Origin of the sequence: Virgibacillus natechei, from assembly GCF_026013645.1 — a bacterium.
GTDB classification, from domain to species: domain Bacteria; phylum Bacillota; class Bacilli; order Bacillales; family Amphibacillaceae; genus Virgibacillus_L; species Virgibacillus_L natechei.
In genome coordinates, this window is sequence record NZ_CP110224.1 from 2,726,642 (window position 1) to 2,745,028 (window position 18,387).

Genomic DNA, 18,387 nt, shown 5'->3' on the forward strand with positions numbered 1-18,387 from the left:
TTTTTTAAATACCTCTTTCTCTTGTACCAGTCGAAAAATTCAAACTCGACCAATACTATTTATACTCAACACCAATACTGATCCAGCATTGATGATGGTAACTGCTTGAGTTGCTATTCGCTCCAGGCTGTCACCTCTTTAAATTGCTAGCATTTAACCCCTTCTTTGTCTTGCATCAGATGCACGTTTTAGCGCTTCGCCAACATTTCTAACAGCAAGCATTAAGACAAAGATCAGTATTGCAGCAGGCAACCAAATCCACCATCTGAACTCTAGTGTTTGTGGATTCCTTGCATAGCTTAACAGTGTTCCGAGGCTTGGAGTACTTTCTGGAAAACCAAACCCTAAGAAGGAGAGTCCGGATTCCAAGCCAATATTTGCAGCTAAATTCAATGTCATGGTTACAATAATCAAGGAGCTTATATTAGGTAATACTTGCGTAAACATAATCTTGAAATTGGAGGAGCCAAGCGTTCTGGAAGCCTGTACATAGTCAAGTTCTTTTTCCTGTAATGCCTTTGACCGAATTAGCCTGGCTATCCCCATCCAGAGAAATGCAGTCATAATCAATGAAAAGGATACAATCGTGTAATCCGGAACGATCGAAACAAACACAATTACCAACATTAACATAGGTAAAATGAGGAAAAAATCTAGAATACGCATTAATACATTATCCGTAGTTCCACCATAATAACCGGCAACTAAACCATACACGATACCAATAACACCAGTCATCAATGTAACCAAAATACCTATTGAAAGTGAATTACGTGTACCAATAATAAGTTGACCAAATACATCACGACCGCCATGATCTGTTCCTAATATAAAATCGTCACCTGGCGCTTGATGTATAGCAAATAAATCGACCGTAACAATCTCATCCTGATCCAAGAAGATTGAAATACCATAGACAAACGCTGCTATCAAGATTAGAAACACCAGCGAAATTAAGGCTACTTTATCCCGTATAATCTCACGCCAAAGGATACTTAAACCAGATGGGTTCCTCTGTTCATCTTGCTTCTGATCGTCTATATTTCCATTATTCATTTCCATTTAAAATCACCTCAGAATCTAGCTTAGTCCTTACTTAATACGTATACGCGGGTCGATTAGACTTAATATAATATCTGAAATTAAAGCACCTAAAATGGACGCAATCCCAAATAGCAGAACTAGTGAATTAACAACACTGTAATCACGTAAGTTGATGGATTCGAAAAATAGTTGCCCCATACCCGGATAACTAAAAATCTGTTCCACAAAAATCGTTCCGCCAATTAGATTCGTAATTTCAAATCCGAAGAATGCAGCGATTGGCAATACTGAGTTTCTTAAAATGTGACGATTATAGACCCGTGACTCAGAAGCTCCTTTCGATCTTGCGGTAATAATAAAGTCCTTTTGTTTTGTATCAATTATCTCACTTCGTAGATACTGTACAGTAGACACCGTTGTAATTAGAGCTAGGGATAGTGATGGTAATATTAAATGATATAATTTGCTCAAAATATAATCAAAGGTACCCGGTACAAGTCCTGGTGTTACACTTCCACTGGTAGGGAACCAACCTAATTGAAAACCGAATATCCAAAGCATTAACAATGCGAAAATAAATAACGGCATGGCAAACCCTATATAGGTGTAACCTGTTATACCTTGGTCTAGCAATGAATCATTATAACGCCCACTTGTAATTCCTAGTGGTATGGCAAGGGCATATGTAAATACTAAAGTCACGACCGAAAGCCAGATTGAATTAACCATCCGCTCTCCAATAATATCGGTGACCGGCATTTTAAACCGAAATGATTGTCCGAAATCTCCTTGAAATGCAGCTCCTACCCAATCCGCATACTGAACATGCCAGGGATCATTCAAACCAAGCCTTTCTCTTTGTTGCTCTATTGCAGCTGGATCAATACTAGGATCAATTTGTCCCGTCAGTGCATCCCCTGGCATCATTTGTGCCATTAAAAATACTAAAACACTGAGCACTATAATTTGAGGAATCGTTATTATCAATCGTCGTACGATAAATTTCCACATAAATTATCAACCTTTCTCCGGCAGAGCTACTAGATGTGTATCGGATACGGATTGCAAGCCGTAAGCCAAGCCTTCATTATCAAAGTATTCGTCGTAGGAATAGTCATACTCTTTCTGCACTTCTTGTCGGAAGTTAAACTGCTTCTCACGGTTTCTGGGATCAATATCAGGAATGGCTGCAATAAGACGTTTTGTATAAATATGCTGCGGGTTACGGAAGATATCCTCTTTCGTCCCTTGTTCCACATAACGACCTTTATACATAATCGCAATCTCATCACACATGTGTTCTACGATCCCTAGATCATGACTGATGAATAAATAAGTTAAATTTAATTCCTTTTGAATATCCTTCATAAAGTTCAATACTTGTGCCTGTACAGAGACATCAAGTGCAGATACAGGCTCATCTGCAATAATAAGTTTCGGCTTTAAAGCAATTGCTCTAGCAACCCCGATACGCTGACGTTGTCCGCCAGAGAATTGATGGGGATATTTAAAAATGCTTTCAGGACTTAAACCAACCAGTTCGAGTAATTCCTGCACTCGCTTTTTTTCTTCTTTTTTTGAGAGTTTTTCGTAATTGCGTATTGGTTCTGCAATAATATCCAACACTCGTTTCTTTGCATTTAATGAAGAATATGGATCTTGGAAAATCATTTGAATATCCCTACGAACATCCAGTGTCTTGCTTTTCTTTGACGTTATGTCTTTTCCCTCAAAGGTAACCTTACCTGAAGTAATATCATTTAAGCCGATGATTGCTCTTCCAGTTGTCGTTTTTCCGGAACCTGATTCCCCAACAAGACCATACGTTTTCCCCTCTTCAATGGAAAAAGAAACACCATCAACAGCTTTGATATGACCCATCGTTCGATTAAATATGCCGCCTTTAATTGGAAAATGTATCTTTAAATCCTCAACATCAAGAAACCCCATTTGCCTGACCCTCCTTGCTTTTATCTGGGAAGTAAAATTGACTATGGCATGTACATCGTACAAAGTGGCCAGGTTTCACCTCATGCAGTACAGGATTCTCTTCATGAGCAGATCCATCAATCCAGGGAATTCTTGCAGCAAACCGACATCCTTCACGAGGCAATTTTTGCAAGGATGGTACAATTCCTTGAATAACATGCAGCTTTTCTTGTCCTTCCTTTGTGTTCGGAACAGAATTCAGAAGTGACCGCGTATACGGATGCATCGGATTACGATATAACTCATGTACATCTGCTAATTCAACAATTTGACCAGCATACATAACAGCAACCTTGTCTGCCATTTCTGCAACAACACCTAAATCGTGTGTAATAAGTATGATACCGGCATGAATGTCGTCTTTTAAATTTTTTAACAAATCAAGAATTTGTGATTGAATCGTCACATCAAGCGCAGTAGTTGGTTCATCCGCTATCAATAACTCCGGTTGATTAGCAATTGCAATCGCAATAATGATTCGTTGCCTCATCCCACCAGATAGTTCATGTGGAAACTGATCATGGACATGTTCTGGGCGCGGAATTTCCACTGTATTCAATAATGCAATTACTTTGTCTCTCCGTTGTTTCTTAGACATATCTTTGTTATGTAATAATAATGTTTCCGCGATTTGATCACCAACCACCATAAGTGGGTTCAGTGCGGTAAGTGGGTCCTGGAAGATCATCGCCATATCTTCCCCACGTAATTTACTCAACTTGGGAGAAGAAGCATTCGTAATATCAATATCATTTAACATAATTTGCCCTTCTATTTTCGCACGATTATGTAATCTCATAATGGAGAATGCAAGAGCGCTCTTTCCTGAACCTGATTCCCCTACAATTCCAAGCACTTCGTTTTTATTAAGGGTTAATGACACATCATCAACAGCAGCATAATAATCATCTTGAATCCGAAATGATGTCTTTAGGTTTTTAATTTCCAATAATGCTTTACTCAAATTAATCCCCCCTCGTATGGACTGTTTATTCTATATTCGTTTAATGATGCTTATAGGTAACGGGAAAATGACCTTTAACGTACTAGACTACGACAATCAAATTCCATCCGTTGTAATATTGGTTATCTGCAGAACGTTCGGATAATTACATTTAAAAAAATTTAACTAAACTTCTTTTTTTAAACTTTTTGGAATTTGTTCTTTTACTACTTTTCCGATAATTATGAGTGAACGTTGCTTTCTGTTTTTTTATCACCCTCATTTTTATTATTCATTAGTTACCTAGGATTTAGAAGGTTAACTAATTTCAGAATTCTAAATGTAACACAAACTTAATATAGTATATGCAATTATAGGTGAATATTTTCAAAAAAGCAATATTAATTAAAATATTTTCTAGGTATAAATTTCCATTCATGTCGAACATTGTCGGACTAAAGTCATTTCATCAAGGTACTGATAACTAGCGTCTGTAATAATTATGAAATATGCTTGAATTATAATGCTTACACATTGCACTTCTATGCAGGAAATGAAATAATTCTATATAAATCCGACAAGTTTTATTGGGATAGAAATTGGAGGAATAAATAGATGAAATTAACAGAATATAAATCAACAACAGAAAGAATGGAAGCATTACAAAACAAAGTGGCTATTTTCTCAGATCGAGCAAAAAAATATGATGAAGAGGCGTCTTTTCCCTTTGAAAATTTTAATGAATTAAAAGAGATCGGTTACCCGGCTTTAACGGTTCCAAAGGAATTTGGTGGATTGGGAATTTCACTGTACGAGATGCTTTTTCTTCAAGAAATAATCGCCAAAGCAGACGGTTCCACTGCACTTTCCATTGGCTGGCACATGGGAATTACCAAACATTTAGGCGAAAATAAGATATGGAAGAAGGAAAAGTACAAGGCATATGCCCGTGATGTGATCGAGAAGGGTGCTCTGCTAAACAATGCTGCCTCAGAGCCTGCTACTGGAAGCCCAACACGTGGGGGGAAACCGGAAACCGTTGCAAAAAAAGAAGGTTCAGGGTGGGGGATTAATGGAAGAAAAACATTTACAACACTTGCACCAATTCTTGATTATTTTGTAGTCAGTGCATCAATTGATGGTACCGACAACGTAGGGAATTTTCTTGTGAAATCTGACAGAGAAGGCGTTTCAGTTGATGAAACATGGGATTCAATTGCCATGCGAGGATCTGGAAGTCATGATCTTGTGCTTGAAAATGTGCATGTGGATGCGGATGACTTGGTGGAAAACATAACTCCAGGTAATAAAGACGCGGCAGGATGGTTGTTACACATACCTGCATGCTATTTGGGAATTGCTCGTGCTGCTCAAGCATATGCAGTGGATTTTGCTGCTAGTTATTCACCAAACAGTATAGAAGGAACAATTTCTGAGCTACCAAATGTAAAACAAAAACTAGGAGAAATGGAATTGCTTCTTATGGAAAGTGAACATTTTCTGTATTCCGTTGCGCGTAAATGGGACGAAAGTGATGATGGAACCCGCCAGACCATGAAGCCGGAACTCGGAGCAGTAAAATTATCCGTTGTGAATAAGGCGGTGGAAGTTGTTGACTTGGCCATGCGTGTTGCTGGTGCACGAAGTTTGTCCAAACAAAATCCATTGCAGCGTTATTATCGAGACGTTCGTGCTGGATTGCATAATCCGCCAATGGACGATATGACGGTAATGCAGTTGGCTGGGAAAAGTGTTGCTGAGCGGGGATAGTTTGATTGCGTAATTGGAACCTGGAGACCCGAGGCTAACCTGTTTAGCTCGGGTCTTTACGTTACATTGGAAACTATAGAATTTAAATGCTGGGGATAACTTATATACTGGAATAGCCACGCCCAGCAACTATCAAATCTTTACGGTGGGGCGAGCATTTAGCGCAGCCCTAAACTTCACACTCCTCCACTACGATAAAGAAGACTTGCCGATTGGCTCCGCCAGAGGCTTAGTCGCACTTATACCCTGTGGGTGAAAAGAAGACTTACTGATTGCCAAGCCGGAGGCGTAGGCAGAAGTAAAGTCGCACTTATGCCCTGTGGGTGAAAAGAAGACTTACTGATTGCCAAGCCGGCAGGCGTAGGCAGAAGTAAAGTCGCACTTATACCCTTGTGGTGAAAGTCAACATCGGCTCACTTGGCTTAAGGAAGGCCAACTAAAACCGGGCTTGCGCTCAGGCATCGGCATCCCCCTATGAAGGGGCATGTTTCCTTTCGCTTTCCAAGCATAAGATTCACTTTGACTTTCTCCATTATTGGAGATAAGTCAAGTTCATCTAATCTCATTGCGGCAGTGGAATTTCAACTAAACCGCCACTTTGCGTGGCAATGTTGAACCACCCGCGATGCACGGGCGCAGTTTGTACGTTGCTAAACGGGCGCTTGCGCTTTTGTTCTTAGATAGTAGCTATTTTAATAAGCAGTTTGTTTTTCAATGAAATTACAAAAACCGTCTTTATTTTTAAGTGCACGCACTAAATTTTTAACTAGTTCTACATCGATTCCATTTTTATATAAGTTATCTATGCTTTTCTATATGCTAAAATAACTCACCCCCTCCTAAAAGTAAAAACCCTAAAAATCAATTCCCCGCTGACCTCCACCACTTAAAAATGAAGTTTATCCTAATACCAAATTAACCCTTTCACACATTCAACAAAACCCGGGTAGCGACTGGCACTCCGGTTGATGACAGACACTTTCTCTCAAAGGCCGATTTAATTTAATCTGTTTTTTTACACTCTTGCCACAAACTTGAAACACAAATGAAAGATTACTTTCTTCACAAAAGAGGTATAAGGGTAGAAGAAGGACTATGCCTAACACACATCAAGTAAAACTTCATTCAGTGGGGGTTTTACTGCCCGTTAAACTGCGAAAAAATCATTCGACAAAAACCGGGAAGTGACAGGCACTTAAACTTGAAGGAGTGGATTTAGATGAAGGGTATAATTCTTGCTGGGGGTAGTGGTTCGAGACTTTCTCCAACTACGGATAGTATTAATAAGCACTTGTTGGCGGTTTTTGATAAACCGATGATTTATTATCCATTATCCGTGCTTATGCTTGGGGGTATTAAAGAAATCATGATTGTTAGTACACCTGAGGATAAGCCACGTTTTGAAGATCTATTAGGTGACGGTTCCGAACTAGGAATCTCCTTTACTTACAGGGAACAAGCCGACCCAAATGGGATCCCTGAAGCGCTAACCATTTCTGAAGATTTCATTGGTAAAGATGATGTTACATTAATTCTAGCTGATAACATTTTCTATGGGCAGGGCTTTACAACACTGCTCCGTAATGCCATTCAAAATCATAAACATGCAACGGTTTTTGGGTATCGTGTAAAAGACGCAAATCGCTTTGGCGTCGTAGAATTTGATCATAATCAAAAAGTAATTTCTTTAGAAGAAAAGCCAGAAGATCCAAGATCGGATTTTGCCGTTACAGGGCTGTATATTTACGATCACAAAGCGGTTCAGGAAGCAAAAAAACTCCAACCTTCTGAACGTGGTGAACTAGAAATCACGGATCTGAATAAAGCATATTTAAACCGTGGACAATTGAATGTTGAGCTACTTGGGAGAGGTTTTGCCTGGATGGATGCAGGCACACATGAGGCGTTATTCGAAGCTGCTGAATTTGTAAAAATAACCCAGCAACGTCAAGGGTTTAAACTAGCATGTCTGGAAGAAATCGCCTATTATTTGGGATATATAAGTAAAGAAGCATTATACAAAAAAGGAAAATCAATGGAGAAGAACGATTATGGACAATACCTGATGGAAATTGCTGAGCGAAAACACACCCAGCAATACTGGGATTCCATTGATCGACATCCAATGTTAGGACTGGTGGAAAATGAATAAACAACAGCCAACCCTTCTTGTAACAGGGGGAGCAGGTTTCATCGGGGCTAATTTCATTACCTATTATATGGAGAAATACCCGAACTCTTATTTGCTCAATATCGATAAACTTACCTACGCTGGATCGACTGCTAATTTAAGCGAAGTCGCCCCTTTACCAAACTACCATTTTATCAATGGTGATATCACAGACGAAGCACTTGTAAGTGAAATTTTCGCAGACTTTGATATTACAGGTGTCATTCACTTTGCAGCTGAATCACATGTAGACAGATCGATCCAAGATTCAAAAGCTTTTGTAGAAACCAATGTAGTTGGTACCCTAAATCTCCTCCAAGCTGCGAAAAGAGATTGGGAAAAGAAAGATATGTTAGCAGAAAGACGCTTTCATCATATCTCAACAGATGAAGTATATGGATCCTTAGGTGAACAAGGGAAATTTTCCGAAGACACACCCTATGACCCACGGAATCCATATAGTGCTTCTAAGGCTGGAGCGAATATGCTCGTTAAAAGCTTCGGACATACGTACGGGATGAACATTGTTATTTCCTCAAGCTCCAATAATTACGGACCTAGGCAGCATGAGGAAAAGCTTATCCCAACCATCATTAAAAAAGCACTTGCTGGTGAACCTATTCCCATTTATGGCGATGGACAAAACGTACGTGATTGGATCTATGTAAACGATCATTGCAGGGCCATCGATACCATCTATCATCAGGGGAATTCACTTGAAACCTATAATGTCGGGGGAAGCAATGAAAAAACGAATATAGAGATAGCAGAAGAAATTTGCCAAATTCTTGACAAGCTAGCACCTGAATACAGAACACGTACATCCAGTGATAGCTTTAAAGATTTAATTACCTTTACAGAGGATCGTAAAGGACATGACAGAAGATACGCCGTTGATGATCGTAAACTAAGGAATGAATTGGGCTGGAAACCAACGGAAGACTTAAAGACAGGACTTCAAAATACAGTGGATTGGTATGTAACACAATGGAAAACGCACCTGACCCATTAATATCCGTCGTCGTTCCAGTTTATGGATGCGAAACCTGCCTCGTAGAACTTTGCAACCGCGTGGCAGAAACAGTCACAAAAATCCCAGCCCAGTACGAAATAATTTTAGTGAACGACGCGAGCCCAGATGATGCATGGCAGACGATCAAGAACTTAAGCAACCAGGACGAACGGATTAAAGGTATCGATTTTGCCAGAAACTTCGGACAGCATCACGCGATTACAGCTGGCCTTGACTACACGAACGGTGATTGGGTTGTCGTGATGGATTGCGATCTCCAAGACCGTCCAGAAGAAATCGCCACCTTATACAACAAAGCGATTGAAGGATATGAAGTGGTTTTCGGAAAACGGGAAGTGCGTCAAGACAATTGGTTTAAACGAAAATCATCACAGGTTTTTTACCGGGTTTACGATTACTTCAGCGGCCATGCATCTGATCACTCGATAGCCAATTTCAGTATGAACGAGAAAAAAGTAGTGGTAGGTTTCAGGCGCATGCGGGAGCAAAATCGTTTCTTTCCATTGTTTATTCAGTGGATGGGATATAAAACCGCAACGATACCTGTTGAGCATAACGCCAGAAAAGAAGGGAAATCTTCTTACAACATCAAAAAATTGATAAACCTTGCAACAGATGCGATTATATCCCAATCCAATAAACCGCTTCGTCTATCGATTCAACTCGGATTCCTAATTGCTTCTGCATCCTTTATTTATGCGGTGTATTTATTTGGTCGTTACTTTTTCCTCGACGAAACGGTGCAGGGATGGACCAGTGTCATGGTATCCATTTTCTTTATCAGTGGATTGGTTTTCTTTAATTTTGGCGTTTTAGGTTTATACATCGGAAAAATATTTAACGAAACAAAAGGCAGACCGCTTTATCTCATTAGAGAAACAACTTCAGACAAAACAGATGATTATTAGAAAACTTGGCATTCGCCAAGCCTTATGGTGAATGCTTTAGTTGCACTTATGCAGGTAAGAATGTTTTTATACTTTCTTACCTGCCGAGGAATGGAGCTGATAATATGGATAACATTTTACAACCAACCCCATGGGATAAACGTAATTTTCATATCGACACCTACCAGTTAACGACAACTTCACTTGAAGCACTGGAACAAACCAACGAAGTCGAAGGACACTTCACGTTAAAGGTAGACCCGTTTGAAAACAAGGAAAATCTGCTCAAATATGGATTTTATTATGTAGATACATTAATCGAACCCGTTGGTAAAAAGGAAAATCTACAACTTTTTGAAAAAGAAGGAATACGATTTTCACGTGATTACGACAAAACTGAGATCCTCGAAATAGCTACAGAAGCGTTCACCAATGGACGCTTTCATCGTGATTTCAACATCCCTGATTATATGGCAGACCGGCGCTATAAGAACTGGGTAAATGATCTCATTGAAAAAGATATTATTCTCGCATTACATTTTGAGGGAAGAACAGCAGGATTTTTCGCGTACGAAGATGATAAAATTCTGTTGCTTGGCATCCACAAGGATTTTCGCGGAAGAGGTTTAGCGAAAGCATTCACCAGTCACTGTGTTCAGGAACAATTCAAACTTAGCGGCTACGACACGTTGAAAACATCTATTTCACCGGTGAACCTCGCTTCGTTGAACGTGTTTATTGCGCTCGGATTCCGGTTGAAAAACACAGTCGATGTTTACCATAAATTACATGGTTCACTACCGGTTGGAGGTTAATATGGGGTATGCATATATTTTTGGAACCATCTTTTTTACGGTTTATGGTCAATTAGTTTTAAAGTGGCAAATTGATCAACAGGGGAATTTGCCCGAAGCCTGGCTGGACAGATTTTCCTTTCTATTCCAGCTTTTGCTTAATCCATGGATTCTATCAGGTTTTTTTGCCGCGTTTTTAGCAGCGCTTAGCTGGATGGCAGCGATGACGAAGTTCAATATTAGCTATGCCTATCCTTTCATGAGCCTATCGTTTGTTCTCGTATTCATCCTTTCAGCCGTCTTCTTCGGCGAACAGGTCAGCACACAACAAATAGTAGGGTTTTCCCTAATTATACTGGGTATTATCGTAATGAGGTGATAACAATGATTCCATTTAACAAACCATGCACGACAGGAAAAGAAGCAGCAGCTATACAAGAAGCAATCACGCAGGAAAAACTCGCAGGTAATGGGCCATTTGGAGAAAAATGCGTGTCCTGGCTCGAGGATCATTTAGCTTGCGAAAAAGCAATCCTCACCCCTTCCTGCACAGCCGCGCTTGAAATGACCGCATTATTAACCGAAGTCGGCGAAGGGGATGAGGTGATCATGCCCTCGTATACCTTTGTTTCCACGGCCAATGCGTATGCACTAAGAGGGGCGGCGATTCGATTTGTCGATGTCACACCTGAAACGATGAACATCAATCCTGAAGCAATAGAAGCAGCAATTACGGAGCGAACCAAAGCCATTGTTGTCGTTCATTATGCAGGTATAGCGTGTGATATGGACAGGATCATGGACATCGCACGTAGATACGGATTATGGGTCATTGAAGACGCAGCACAAGGATTGATGAGCAGGTATAAAGGAAAGGGGCTCGGCACGATCGGTCATCTGGGCACGTTTAGCTTTCATGAAACGAAAAATTATACCTCCGGAGAAGGAGGCGCATTGATTATCAACGATCCTAATTTAATAGAGCGCGCAGAAATTTTACAAGAAAAAGGAACGGATCGCTCGTTATTTATGCAAGGTATGGTCGATAAATATACATGGCGGGATCTTGGCTCTTCCTATTTGTTAAGCGAATTAAATGCAGCCTACCTATCCGTGCAATTCGAGCATGCGAATCAGATTAATAATGATCGATTGCGTACATGGAAACACTATTATGATGGATTAGAAACCTTAATGGATGCTGGGAAAATTACCGGACCACATGTCCCGGGTGATTGTGAGCATAACGCCCATATGTTTTATATCAAAACACGCGACGAGGAAGAGCGATCGAACCTCATCGATTACTTAAAAGAAAAAGGCATCATGGCCGTTACCCATTATGTACCGTTACATTCCGCTCATGCTGGTCAAAAATACGGCCAATTCATTGGTGAAGATAGATACACAACGGCGGATAGCAAAAGAATTGTACGCCTACCACTTTATTATGGAATAGAAAAAGAGGATGTCGCTTATGGGATCACAACTATTAAAAACTTTTTCACGGCATAAGTTTATTGCGATTGCTTGCTTGATTCTTATTGGGTATCTGCTGCCATATTACATATTGGGTGAGGATATGCATATCCGCGTACATGACAATTTGGATTCCAACATTGTTTGGTATCAAATGCTTGCTGAAAGCGGACAAATCTTCACCCTGTCGGATACGACGTTGCCAAATGTTATAAATGGCCTGCCGAGAAGTGCGCTCCCTTCATCCTTTGATGCTGTGGTATGGCTCTATGTGCTTTTTGAACCAATGACGGCTTATGCAATAAGTCAAACCATTATGCGTTTTGGGGCATTCATTGGCTTGTATTTACTACTAACGAGACATATTTTCCATGGAGTTGAAGGTAGAATATCACCCTGGATTACAGTCGGAGCCTCGCTGGCATTTGCGATGCTGCCATACTGGCCATCAGGGGCATTATCTCTTGCAGGTATCCCGCTAGCATTGCATTTATTTTTAACGATTCGGAAATTTGGATGGAAAACACCGAAATATAATTGGATCATCCTACTTTTGATTCCATTTTTCTCAAACTTCATTTTGAGTTTTGTTTTCTTCCTTGGGTTGATGGGCGTATTTTGGCTGATTGACTGGGTTCGTTTGAAGCATTCGAATTGGCCATTTTTTACGGCTATCGCTTCCATGACAGGTATTTATTTGATGAAAAATTACTTAGTCATCACGACGATGTTCTTTGATGAGGGGTTTATATCACATCGGGAAGAATTAAATCTAGGTCATAATACATTTGAACGTAGCCTAGAACTATCATTGGAAAATTTTCTAACCGGGCACACACATAATGAAGCACTTCAGTTATATATCATTATTCCCGTCATTTTAATAGCTTTATTCGTAGCGTTATACCGAAAATTTTTACCAAAACTGTTACTAGGGTTCTTACTATTCAATGTCGCGACTTCTGTATGGTATGCATTTTGGTATTGGGAAGGCTGGCGCATCGTGAAGGACAATTTCATGCTTGCAAACACCTTTAACTTTGCACGAATACATTTTCTCGATCCGGCCATTTGGTATATATGTTTTGCCTTGGCATTGGCGATTATATGGAAGTATATGAGATTCGGAAGAAAACTGGTAGTCATAGCGATTGCTATTCAATGCATCATCTTATTCAGCGTAAATGAAGAAATTAAATATAGTGCCGTTAACACACCGACATTTGCGGAGTTTTACTCGGAAGATTTATTCGATGATATCGAAGCTTATATCGGTGAAGATCAATCCGATTACCGTGTTGTCAGTATCGGTATGCATCCAACGATCGCACAATACAATGGTTTCTATACACTGGACACGTATAACAATAGCTTTCCATTAGAATATAAACATGATTTCAGAGAAGTTATCGCACCAGAGTTAGAGAAAAACGAATCGCTCAAAAACTATTTTGACACATGGGGCGGCCGTTTGTACATGTATGTCGCCGAACATGGCGAAGATTATCTGTTCACCAAAGACCGTAACGATCCCATCGAGCAACTTGATATCAATACAGAAGCACTGCAGGACTTAGGCGGAGACTACATTCTATCAGCAGTACCCATTGAAAATTATCAAGAACTCGGACTCGGGGCCGAAAACGTATTTGAAAACAACCAATCCCCATGGCAAATATGGCTCTATGCACTGTAGCAGGTGCCTGTCTGTTGTGGCGGGTGCCTGTTCTGTAGAGGTGCCTGTCACTTCCCGGTTTTTGTCGAATAGAATTTTTGTTAAAAAAGCTCCCAGTAGAAGATCCTAACGGGGGCTTTTTCGTGGTGCGAACATGCCGTCACTCCCCGATATTTTTTGGTCCTGATTTGGATTTTTTCATAAAATCCAAACCTTTTCAAAAAACAGCTCGTAGGTTATAATATCTATAATAAATAAGAGAAATAGGAGGTAACAGCACATAGAGGAAACAGGCGTGAAGGAAATTTTAAATGCATTAAAATCTTATTCTGGAGACATGGATAAGAAAATGGATCAGATGAAAGTAGACCTGGAAAATCGTATGGACGAGCGCTTTGATCGTATTGATGAAAGATTGGACAAGCTTGAAACAAAGTTTGACAGTCTGCGCGTAGAGTTTACAGAAACACAGGAAACCGTTGACTTTTTATCAACCAAAAATGTACAGCATGAGAAGAAACTTCGTAACGTATATGGACAGCAATCATGAGAACCTCACACATTCTAACTTTTATTTTCTATGTTTTATCAACCTACTATCATGTAAGGCACCGTTCTCATTTTAAATCGAACAGTGCCTTTTTCCCATTGGAACCTTTACTTATTCCCCATAGTCCCACATCACCCGCCATTCCTCTTCAACCAAGGTCACGTACACATCCTGCACAATCGTAAAATTTCCATACTTCCCATTAAATTTCTGTGCTACCTCCACTTTTTGAACTACCCCCTCTTACCACCCTTATGGCTTGAAGTGGGGGATTCCTAAGAACACCAACCTATCGATCAGTTATGGATTAGGCTATCCCCGCAGTTCCTGCGGTTAATCGTAATGCTTCATTACGAAGATTGATACTTGCGTTACTATCTCTTTGGTGATGGCATTTACATATTTCACAAGTCCATTCACGCAAAGCGAGATTTTTAACGTCTTTGTTTTTGTGACCACAATTTGAACATAGTTGACTTGATGGAAAGTTCTTAGCAACAGCAACTACCCGTTTACCGTACCAATTAGCTTTATATTCAAGCATGGTTCTAAATTGTGACCATGACACTTCGCTAATGGATTTTGCAAGATTGTGATTTTTTAACATATTTTTTATAGACAAATCTTCAATCCCGATGATGTCGTGGTTTTTGACTATCTCGGTTGAAATCTTATCTAACATATCTTTTCTTGCATTAGCGATTTTTTCGTGAAGTCGAGCCACTTTTCTTCTTTGTTTATTCCAATTAGCTGAGCCGATTTGTCGCCTTGACAGAATCGCCTGAGATTTTGCCAGCTTCTCTTCTAATGTGCGGAAAAATTTTGGGTTTTCATATACTGTTCCATTTGAAAGTGTTGCAAAATCTTTTAATCCTACATCGATTCCTACGGATGAACCTGTCTTTTCATGGTGCCCGACTTCGGTCTCGACTACTATAGAAACAACGTATTTACCTGAAGGCTTACGTCTGATAGTTACATTCATAAGGCGACCTTCCACTTCACGACTTTTGGCAAAACGAACGTTCCCTAGCTTTGGCAGTTTAATATGTTTATCCAAAACTGCAATATTTTCATTTACACATTTCGTTGTATACGATTGAACAGGATTCTTTTTTGATTTAAAACGAGGTTCACTGTTCTGTTTCTTGTAATAACGAGCATAGGAATCATTCACGTTTTCAACTGATTTTTGAAGTGCAATACTATCAACTTCTTTTAGAAATGGATAGTTTTTCTTTAATTTCCGAACCGCTTTGATAGACGCGTTTTTATTGAAAAACTCGCCCTTCCAATTATTTTGAAGGAGTTGCCCGTTTTGCACCATTTCATTCACAATATACCAGTAAGCGTCTTTCTCTTTTTGTTTTCCTGCAAAATAGTTATAGACAAAACGAGCGCAGCCAATCGTCTTATTTATTAAAGTTACTTGGTTTTTATTTGGATAGATGCGGAAATTAAACGCTTTTTTTACTTTCATTGACTTTCACCTCCTCATGTCCATTATATCAAATGAAAGAGCATATTGAAACGTTTGTTTGGTATGTTTTTCGGACAATTTGGATGGCAAAATCCAACCCTTGTCCGAAGGCGATTCATCTCCCCCTTACCATTGGGCTATGCCCTTCGCACGCTTGAAGAGGGAGTTTTCTCGCCTATTTCTGATAAAAAAATCCTCCTACCCTATTTTATTCAAGGGGTAGGAGGATTAGTATCGAACAGTCTTATACGAACAGTGCCTTACGAACAGTGCCTGGCACTGTTCGGTACTTATGCAAGTATTTTTTCCAATTGTTTTACCGTTGGTGTTAGATTCGCAAGGAAGTATGCTTCACGCAGTTTTCGTGCTGGTTGACTTTTATTTAAATAACCCGCACCACCGTTATGGAGCATACTTGCCTCAACGGATCTGAGCGTAAGATACGTGACATCCAGTCGAATTTGCGCTAACGTCTGCCATTCTAAAGTATCAACATGGGCTTCCATATAATCATAAACAGACTTCCTTTGCTTATGGTAAATAGCCTTCAGTTCATCAGGCTGTACTTGTAAATAATGATTGCTTCCTATTTGTTTTGTCTGCCTGCGCTGAATAGATTCAATAGAGGCACCTGTAACACCTAATCCAAGCGGAATTTGATAAAGTAAAAAGGTTGGACGTACCTTTTTAATAAAGGCATCCGCATCCTCTGACAAAACGAAGTGATCCGGCACAAAACAATTATCAAAGCGGCAGACATACGTCGCACTTCCATTAATCCCAAGGTAATCATTTTTCCCTTTCAATGAAAGCCCAGCAAGATCACAAGGAACACATGCCATGATACGCGAATTATCATCTGACCCGGCAACAATTCCAAACCAGTGACCTTCCCCCAGATTGGATACAGAAGGCAGACTACCCAAGTCAGTATCAAGAATTTTAAAGTGGATTTCTGGCGGATTTGAAGCATTACTAGGTATTCCAGTACTTGGAGCATCTATCGTAATAGGTCTTGCATGGACACCACTAGTAGCAATGTTAATCTTACATATAGTCACTTTAGTTTTGACTAAAAAAGACGGTGGAGCAACTGTAGGTAGTATTTTAGGTATCGTTACATCCTGTGTAGCCTGGATCCCAGGAGTAGGAATTGTAATGCACATACTTTCTGCAATATTCCTTATGATCAATGCTGCTACACCAGATAACAAAACAGGTGGCCAAGATACGTCAGCTGCATAATGCAATTACTCTATTTAAAAACTCGTCGATGACGAGTTTTTATTTTTGCTAATATGTTTCATTGATTCTACATTTGCATTGCAGTCAGCTGCAATTGCCCGAACAGTGACAGGCACTGTTCGGTTGCGACGAGATGTGTTAAAATAGAGCGGTTGTTGATAAAAATACTGCAATGAAGCGTTTTGAGGGGAATAGATTTCATGAGTAAACAATCGTTAATACGTAACAGAGTTACAATCGAATACCTGCAAATTATTATTGGTGCTACCTTGGTTGGTTTATCCTATAATTTATTTTTATTACCGTCTCAACTTGCAGCAGGTGGGATTTCAGGAATCAGCACGATATTATTTGAATTATACCAACTAAGTCCTGCGCTCACGCAACTTCTCATTAATATTCCCATTTTCATTATCGGTTGGCTAGCAATGGGGAAAAATTTCAGTGTAAAAACATTACTCGGTACGTTCTGGGTTCCCTTTGTAATAGGGATTACAGCAAACTTCCCATATACAATTGATAACCCACTGCTCGGAGCGATATATGGTGGCATTATCCTCGGTGCTGGACTTGGAATCGTTTATAAAGGAAACGGGTCTACGGGAGGGACTGCAGCAATTGCCCAAATCGTAAAGAAATTTACTGGCTTATCCAGCGGCTATTCGCAGCTAATCGTAGACGGATTTGTTGTGATCTCCTCCATCTTTGTGTTCAATTTAGAGCTTACCTTATTTGCTTTAATGTGTATCTATATAACGAGTAAAACGATTGATATCGTACAATTACGTACATCTGCTTCCAAGCTGATCTTGATTATCACGGAGGAAGAAGAGAAAATTCAGGCACTAATACGAACACGCATAGATCGAGGTCTAACAAAAGTACGATCTGTTGGAGGGTATTCCAATCAAGATAAAACAATGATTCTATGTGTTACCGAACAACAAGAAGCAGTACAATTAAAGAAAATTCTACAAAAAGAAGAACCCTCCTCCTTTGTCATTTATATCAATGCATCAGAGATTCAAGGAAGAGGATTCTCATTGGATAAATATTACGGCCAGAAATTATAAAGCCTCTTTCAACAGTAAAAAGTCAGGATCACTATTAACCGGGTGATCCTGACCTTTTTAAATGTATAGGAAACTATAGAATTTAAATGCTGTGGGATAACTTAGTTACCGAAATAGCCACGTCCAGCTCCAGCGCCCAGCAACTATCAAACTTCACACTCCTCCACTACGATAAAGAAGACTTACTGATTGCCAAGCCGGAGGCGTAGGCAGAAGTAAAGTCGCACTTATGCCCTGTGGGTGAAAAGAAGACTT

17 protein-coding genes are annotated in these 18,387 nt (G+C 39.8%); 11 read left to right on the forward strand and 6 right to left on the reverse strand.

The window, feature by feature from the left end:
- Nucleotides 1-153: 153 nt before the first annotated feature.
- From OLD84_RS14065 to OLD84_RS14080, 4 genes are read right to left on the reverse strand one after another with little or no spacing between them, the layout of a single operon-like run.
- Nucleotides 154-1,062, reverse strand: coding sequence for an ABC transporter permease (locus OLD84_RS14065; RefSeq protein WP_209463812.1), 909 nt, complete (start codon nt 1,060-1,062; stop codon nt 154-156).
- A gap of 30 nt (nt 1,063-1,092) precedes the next feature.
- Entirely contained in the window at nt 1,093-2,055 is a 963-nt protein-coding gene (opp4B, locus tag OLD84_RS14070) for an oligopeptide ABC transporter permease (RefSeq protein ID WP_209463811.1), read from the reverse strand.
- Nucleotides 2,056-2,061: 6 nt separating this feature from the next.
- Nucleotides 2,062-2,994 carry an ABC transporter ATP-binding protein gene (locus OLD84_RS14075; protein ID WP_209463810.1) on the reverse strand — a complete coding sequence of 311 codons (933 nt, stop codon included), beginning with the start codon at nt 2,992-2,994 and terminating at the stop codon, nt 2,062-2,064.
- Nucleotides 2,981-3,997 carry an ABC transporter ATP-binding protein gene (locus OLD84_RS14080; protein WP_209463809.1) on the reverse strand — a complete coding sequence of 339 codons (1,017 nt, stop codon included), beginning with the start codon at nt 3,995-3,997 and terminating at the stop codon, nt 2,981-2,983. Before OLD84_RS14080 ends, OLD84_RS14075 begins: the two co-directional genes overlap by 14 nt.
- A gap of 594 nt (nt 3,998-4,591) precedes the next feature.
- Between OLD84_RS14080 and OLD84_RS14085 the strand changes: the two genes are divergently transcribed.
- The 9 genes from OLD84_RS14085 to OLD84_RS14125 all read left to right on the forward strand — a co-directional run bounded on the left by OLD84_RS14085 (nt 4,592) and on the right by OLD84_RS14125 (nt 14,334).
- Nucleotides 4,592-5,746: an acyl-CoA dehydrogenase family protein gene (locus OLD84_RS14085; protein ID WP_209463808.1), complete on the forward strand. Its 1,155-nt coding sequence runs from the start codon at nt 4,592-4,594 to the stop codon at nt 5,744-5,746.
- A gap of 1,219 nt (nt 5,747-6,965) precedes the next feature.
- Nucleotides 6,966-7,898, forward strand: a complete 933-nt coding sequence (gene rfbA, locus OLD84_RS14090; RefSeq protein ID WP_209463807.1) for a glucose-1-phosphate thymidylyltransferase RfbA — start codon at nt 6,966-6,968, stop codon at nt 7,896-7,898.
- On the forward strand, nt 7,891-8,928 hold the full coding sequence (gene rfbB, locus OLD84_RS14095; RefSeq protein WP_209463806.1) for a dTDP-glucose 4,6-dehydratase: 1,038 nt from the start codon (nt 7,891-7,893) through the stop codon (nt 8,926-8,928). The genes rfbA and rfbB overlap by 8 nt, the downstream gene beginning before the upstream one ends.
- A complete protein-coding gene (locus OLD84_RS14100; protein ID WP_209463805.1) occupies nt 8,904-9,857 on the forward strand; it encodes a glycosyltransferase family 2 protein in 954 nt (317 codons plus the stop codon). The genes rfbB and OLD84_RS14100 overlap by 25 nt, the downstream gene beginning before the upstream one ends.
- Nucleotides 9,858-9,961: 104 nt before the next feature.
- Entirely contained in the window at nt 9,962-10,651 is a 690-nt protein-coding gene (locus tag OLD84_RS14105) for a GNAT family N-acetyltransferase (RefSeq protein WP_209463804.1), read from the forward strand.
- Nucleotide 10,652: 1 nt separating this feature from the next.
- Nucleotides 10,653-11,009 carry an EamA family transporter gene (locus OLD84_RS14110; protein WP_209463803.1) on the forward strand — a complete coding sequence of 119 codons (357 nt, stop codon included), beginning with the start codon at nt 10,653-10,655 and terminating at the stop codon, nt 11,007-11,009.
- A gap of 5 nt (nt 11,010-11,014) precedes the next feature.
- A complete protein-coding gene (rffA, locus tag OLD84_RS14115) occupies nt 11,015-12,145 on the forward strand; it encodes a dTDP-4-amino-4,6-dideoxygalactose transaminase (RefSeq protein WP_209463802.1) in 1,131 nt (376 codons plus the stop codon).
- The gene (locus OLD84_RS14120) at nt 12,108-13,805 is read left to right on the forward strand and encodes a DUF6044 family protein (RefSeq protein ID WP_209463801.1); all 1,698 of its coding nucleotides are present in this window, start codon (nt 12,108-12,110) and stop codon (nt 13,803-13,805) included. The genes rffA and OLD84_RS14120 overlap by 38 nt, the downstream gene beginning before the upstream one ends.
- A gap of 274 nt (nt 13,806-14,079) precedes the next feature.
- A complete protein-coding gene (locus OLD84_RS14125; protein WP_264917215.1) occupies nt 14,080-14,334 on the forward strand; it encodes a hypothetical protein in 255 nt (84 codons plus the stop codon).
- 307 nt (nt 14,335-14,641) lie between these two features.
- Here the strand turns inward: OLD84_RS14125 and tnpB are convergent, their stop codons facing one another.
- Both tnpB and OLD84_RS14135 read right to left on the reverse strand, forming a co-directional pair.
- Nucleotides 14,642-15,814, reverse strand: a complete 1,173-nt coding sequence (gene tnpB, locus OLD84_RS14130; protein ID WP_209463800.1) for an IS200/IS605 family element RNA-guided endonuclease TnpB — start codon at nt 15,812-15,814, stop codon at nt 14,642-14,644.
- 290 nt (nt 15,815-16,104) lie between these two features.
- Nucleotides 16,105-16,620 carry a hypothetical protein gene (locus OLD84_RS14135; protein ID WP_245301626.1) on the reverse strand — a complete coding sequence of 172 codons (516 nt, stop codon included), beginning with the start codon at nt 16,618-16,620 and terminating at the stop codon, nt 16,105-16,107.
- Between the two features lie 94 nt (nt 16,621-16,714).
- On the opposite strand from OLD84_RS14135, the gene OLD84_RS14140 reads away from it, so the two are divergent.
- On the forward strand, nt 16,715-17,059 hold the full coding sequence (locus OLD84_RS14140) for a hypothetical protein (RefSeq protein WP_245301625.1): 345 nt from the start codon (nt 16,715-16,717) through the stop codon (nt 17,057-17,059).
- A gap of 200 nt (nt 17,060-17,259) precedes the next feature.
- Entirely contained in the window at nt 17,260-18,132 is an 873-nt protein-coding gene (locus tag OLD84_RS14145; RefSeq protein WP_209463798.1) for a YitT family protein, read from the forward strand.
- Nucleotides 18,133-18,387 lie beyond the last annotated feature (255 nt).

What these genes read in the sequence shown, in the direction of transcription:
- OLD84_RS14065 (WP_209463812.1), bottom strand. Translation starts at nt 1,062, where the DNA reads ATGGAAATGAATAATGGAAATATAGACGATCAGAAGCAAGATGAACAG.
- opp4B (WP_209463811.1), bottom strand. Translation starts at nt 2,055, where the DNA reads ATGTGGAAATTTATCGTACGACGATTGATAATAACGATTCCTCAAATT.
- OLD84_RS14075 (WP_209463810.1), bottom strand. Translation starts at nt 2,994, where the DNA reads ATGGGGTTTCTTGATGTTGAGGATTTAAAGATACATTTTCCAATTAAA.
- OLD84_RS14085 (WP_209463808.1), top strand. Translation starts at nt 4,592, where the DNA reads ATGAAATTAACAGAATATAAATCAACAACAGAAAGAATGGAAGCATTA.
- rfbA (WP_209463807.1), top strand. Translation starts at nt 6,966, where the DNA reads ATGAAGGGTATAATTCTTGCTGGGGGTAGTGGTTCGAGACTTTCTCCA.
- rfbB (WP_209463806.1), top strand. Translation starts at nt 7,891, where the DNA reads ATGAATAAACAACAGCCAACCCTTCTTGTAACAGGGGGAGCAGGTTTC.
- OLD84_RS14100 (WP_209463805.1), top strand. Translation starts at nt 8,904, where the DNA reads ATGGAAAACGCACCTGACCCATTAATATCCGTCGTCGTTCCAGTTTAT.
- OLD84_RS14105 (WP_209463804.1), top strand. Translation starts at nt 9,962, where the DNA reads ATGGATAACATTTTACAACCAACCCCATGGGATAAACGTAATTTTCAT.
- OLD84_RS14110 (WP_209463803.1), top strand. Translation starts at nt 10,653, where the DNA reads ATGGGGTATGCATATATTTTTGGAACCATCTTTTTTACGGTTTATGGT.
- rffA (WP_209463802.1), top strand. Translation starts at nt 11,015, where the DNA reads ATGATTCCATTTAACAAACCATGCACGACAGGAAAAGAAGCAGCAGCT.
- OLD84_RS14120 (WP_209463801.1), top strand. Translation starts at nt 12,108, where the DNA reads ATGGGATCACAACTATTAAAAACTTTTTCACGGCATAAGTTTATTGCG.
- tnpB (WP_209463800.1), bottom strand. Translation starts at nt 15,814, where the DNA reads ATGAAAGTAAAAAAAGCGTTTAATTTCCGCATCTATCCAAATAAAAAC.
- OLD84_RS14145 (WP_209463798.1), top strand. Translation starts at nt 17,260, where the DNA reads ATGAGTAAACAATCGTTAATACGTAACAGAGTTACAATCGAATACCTG.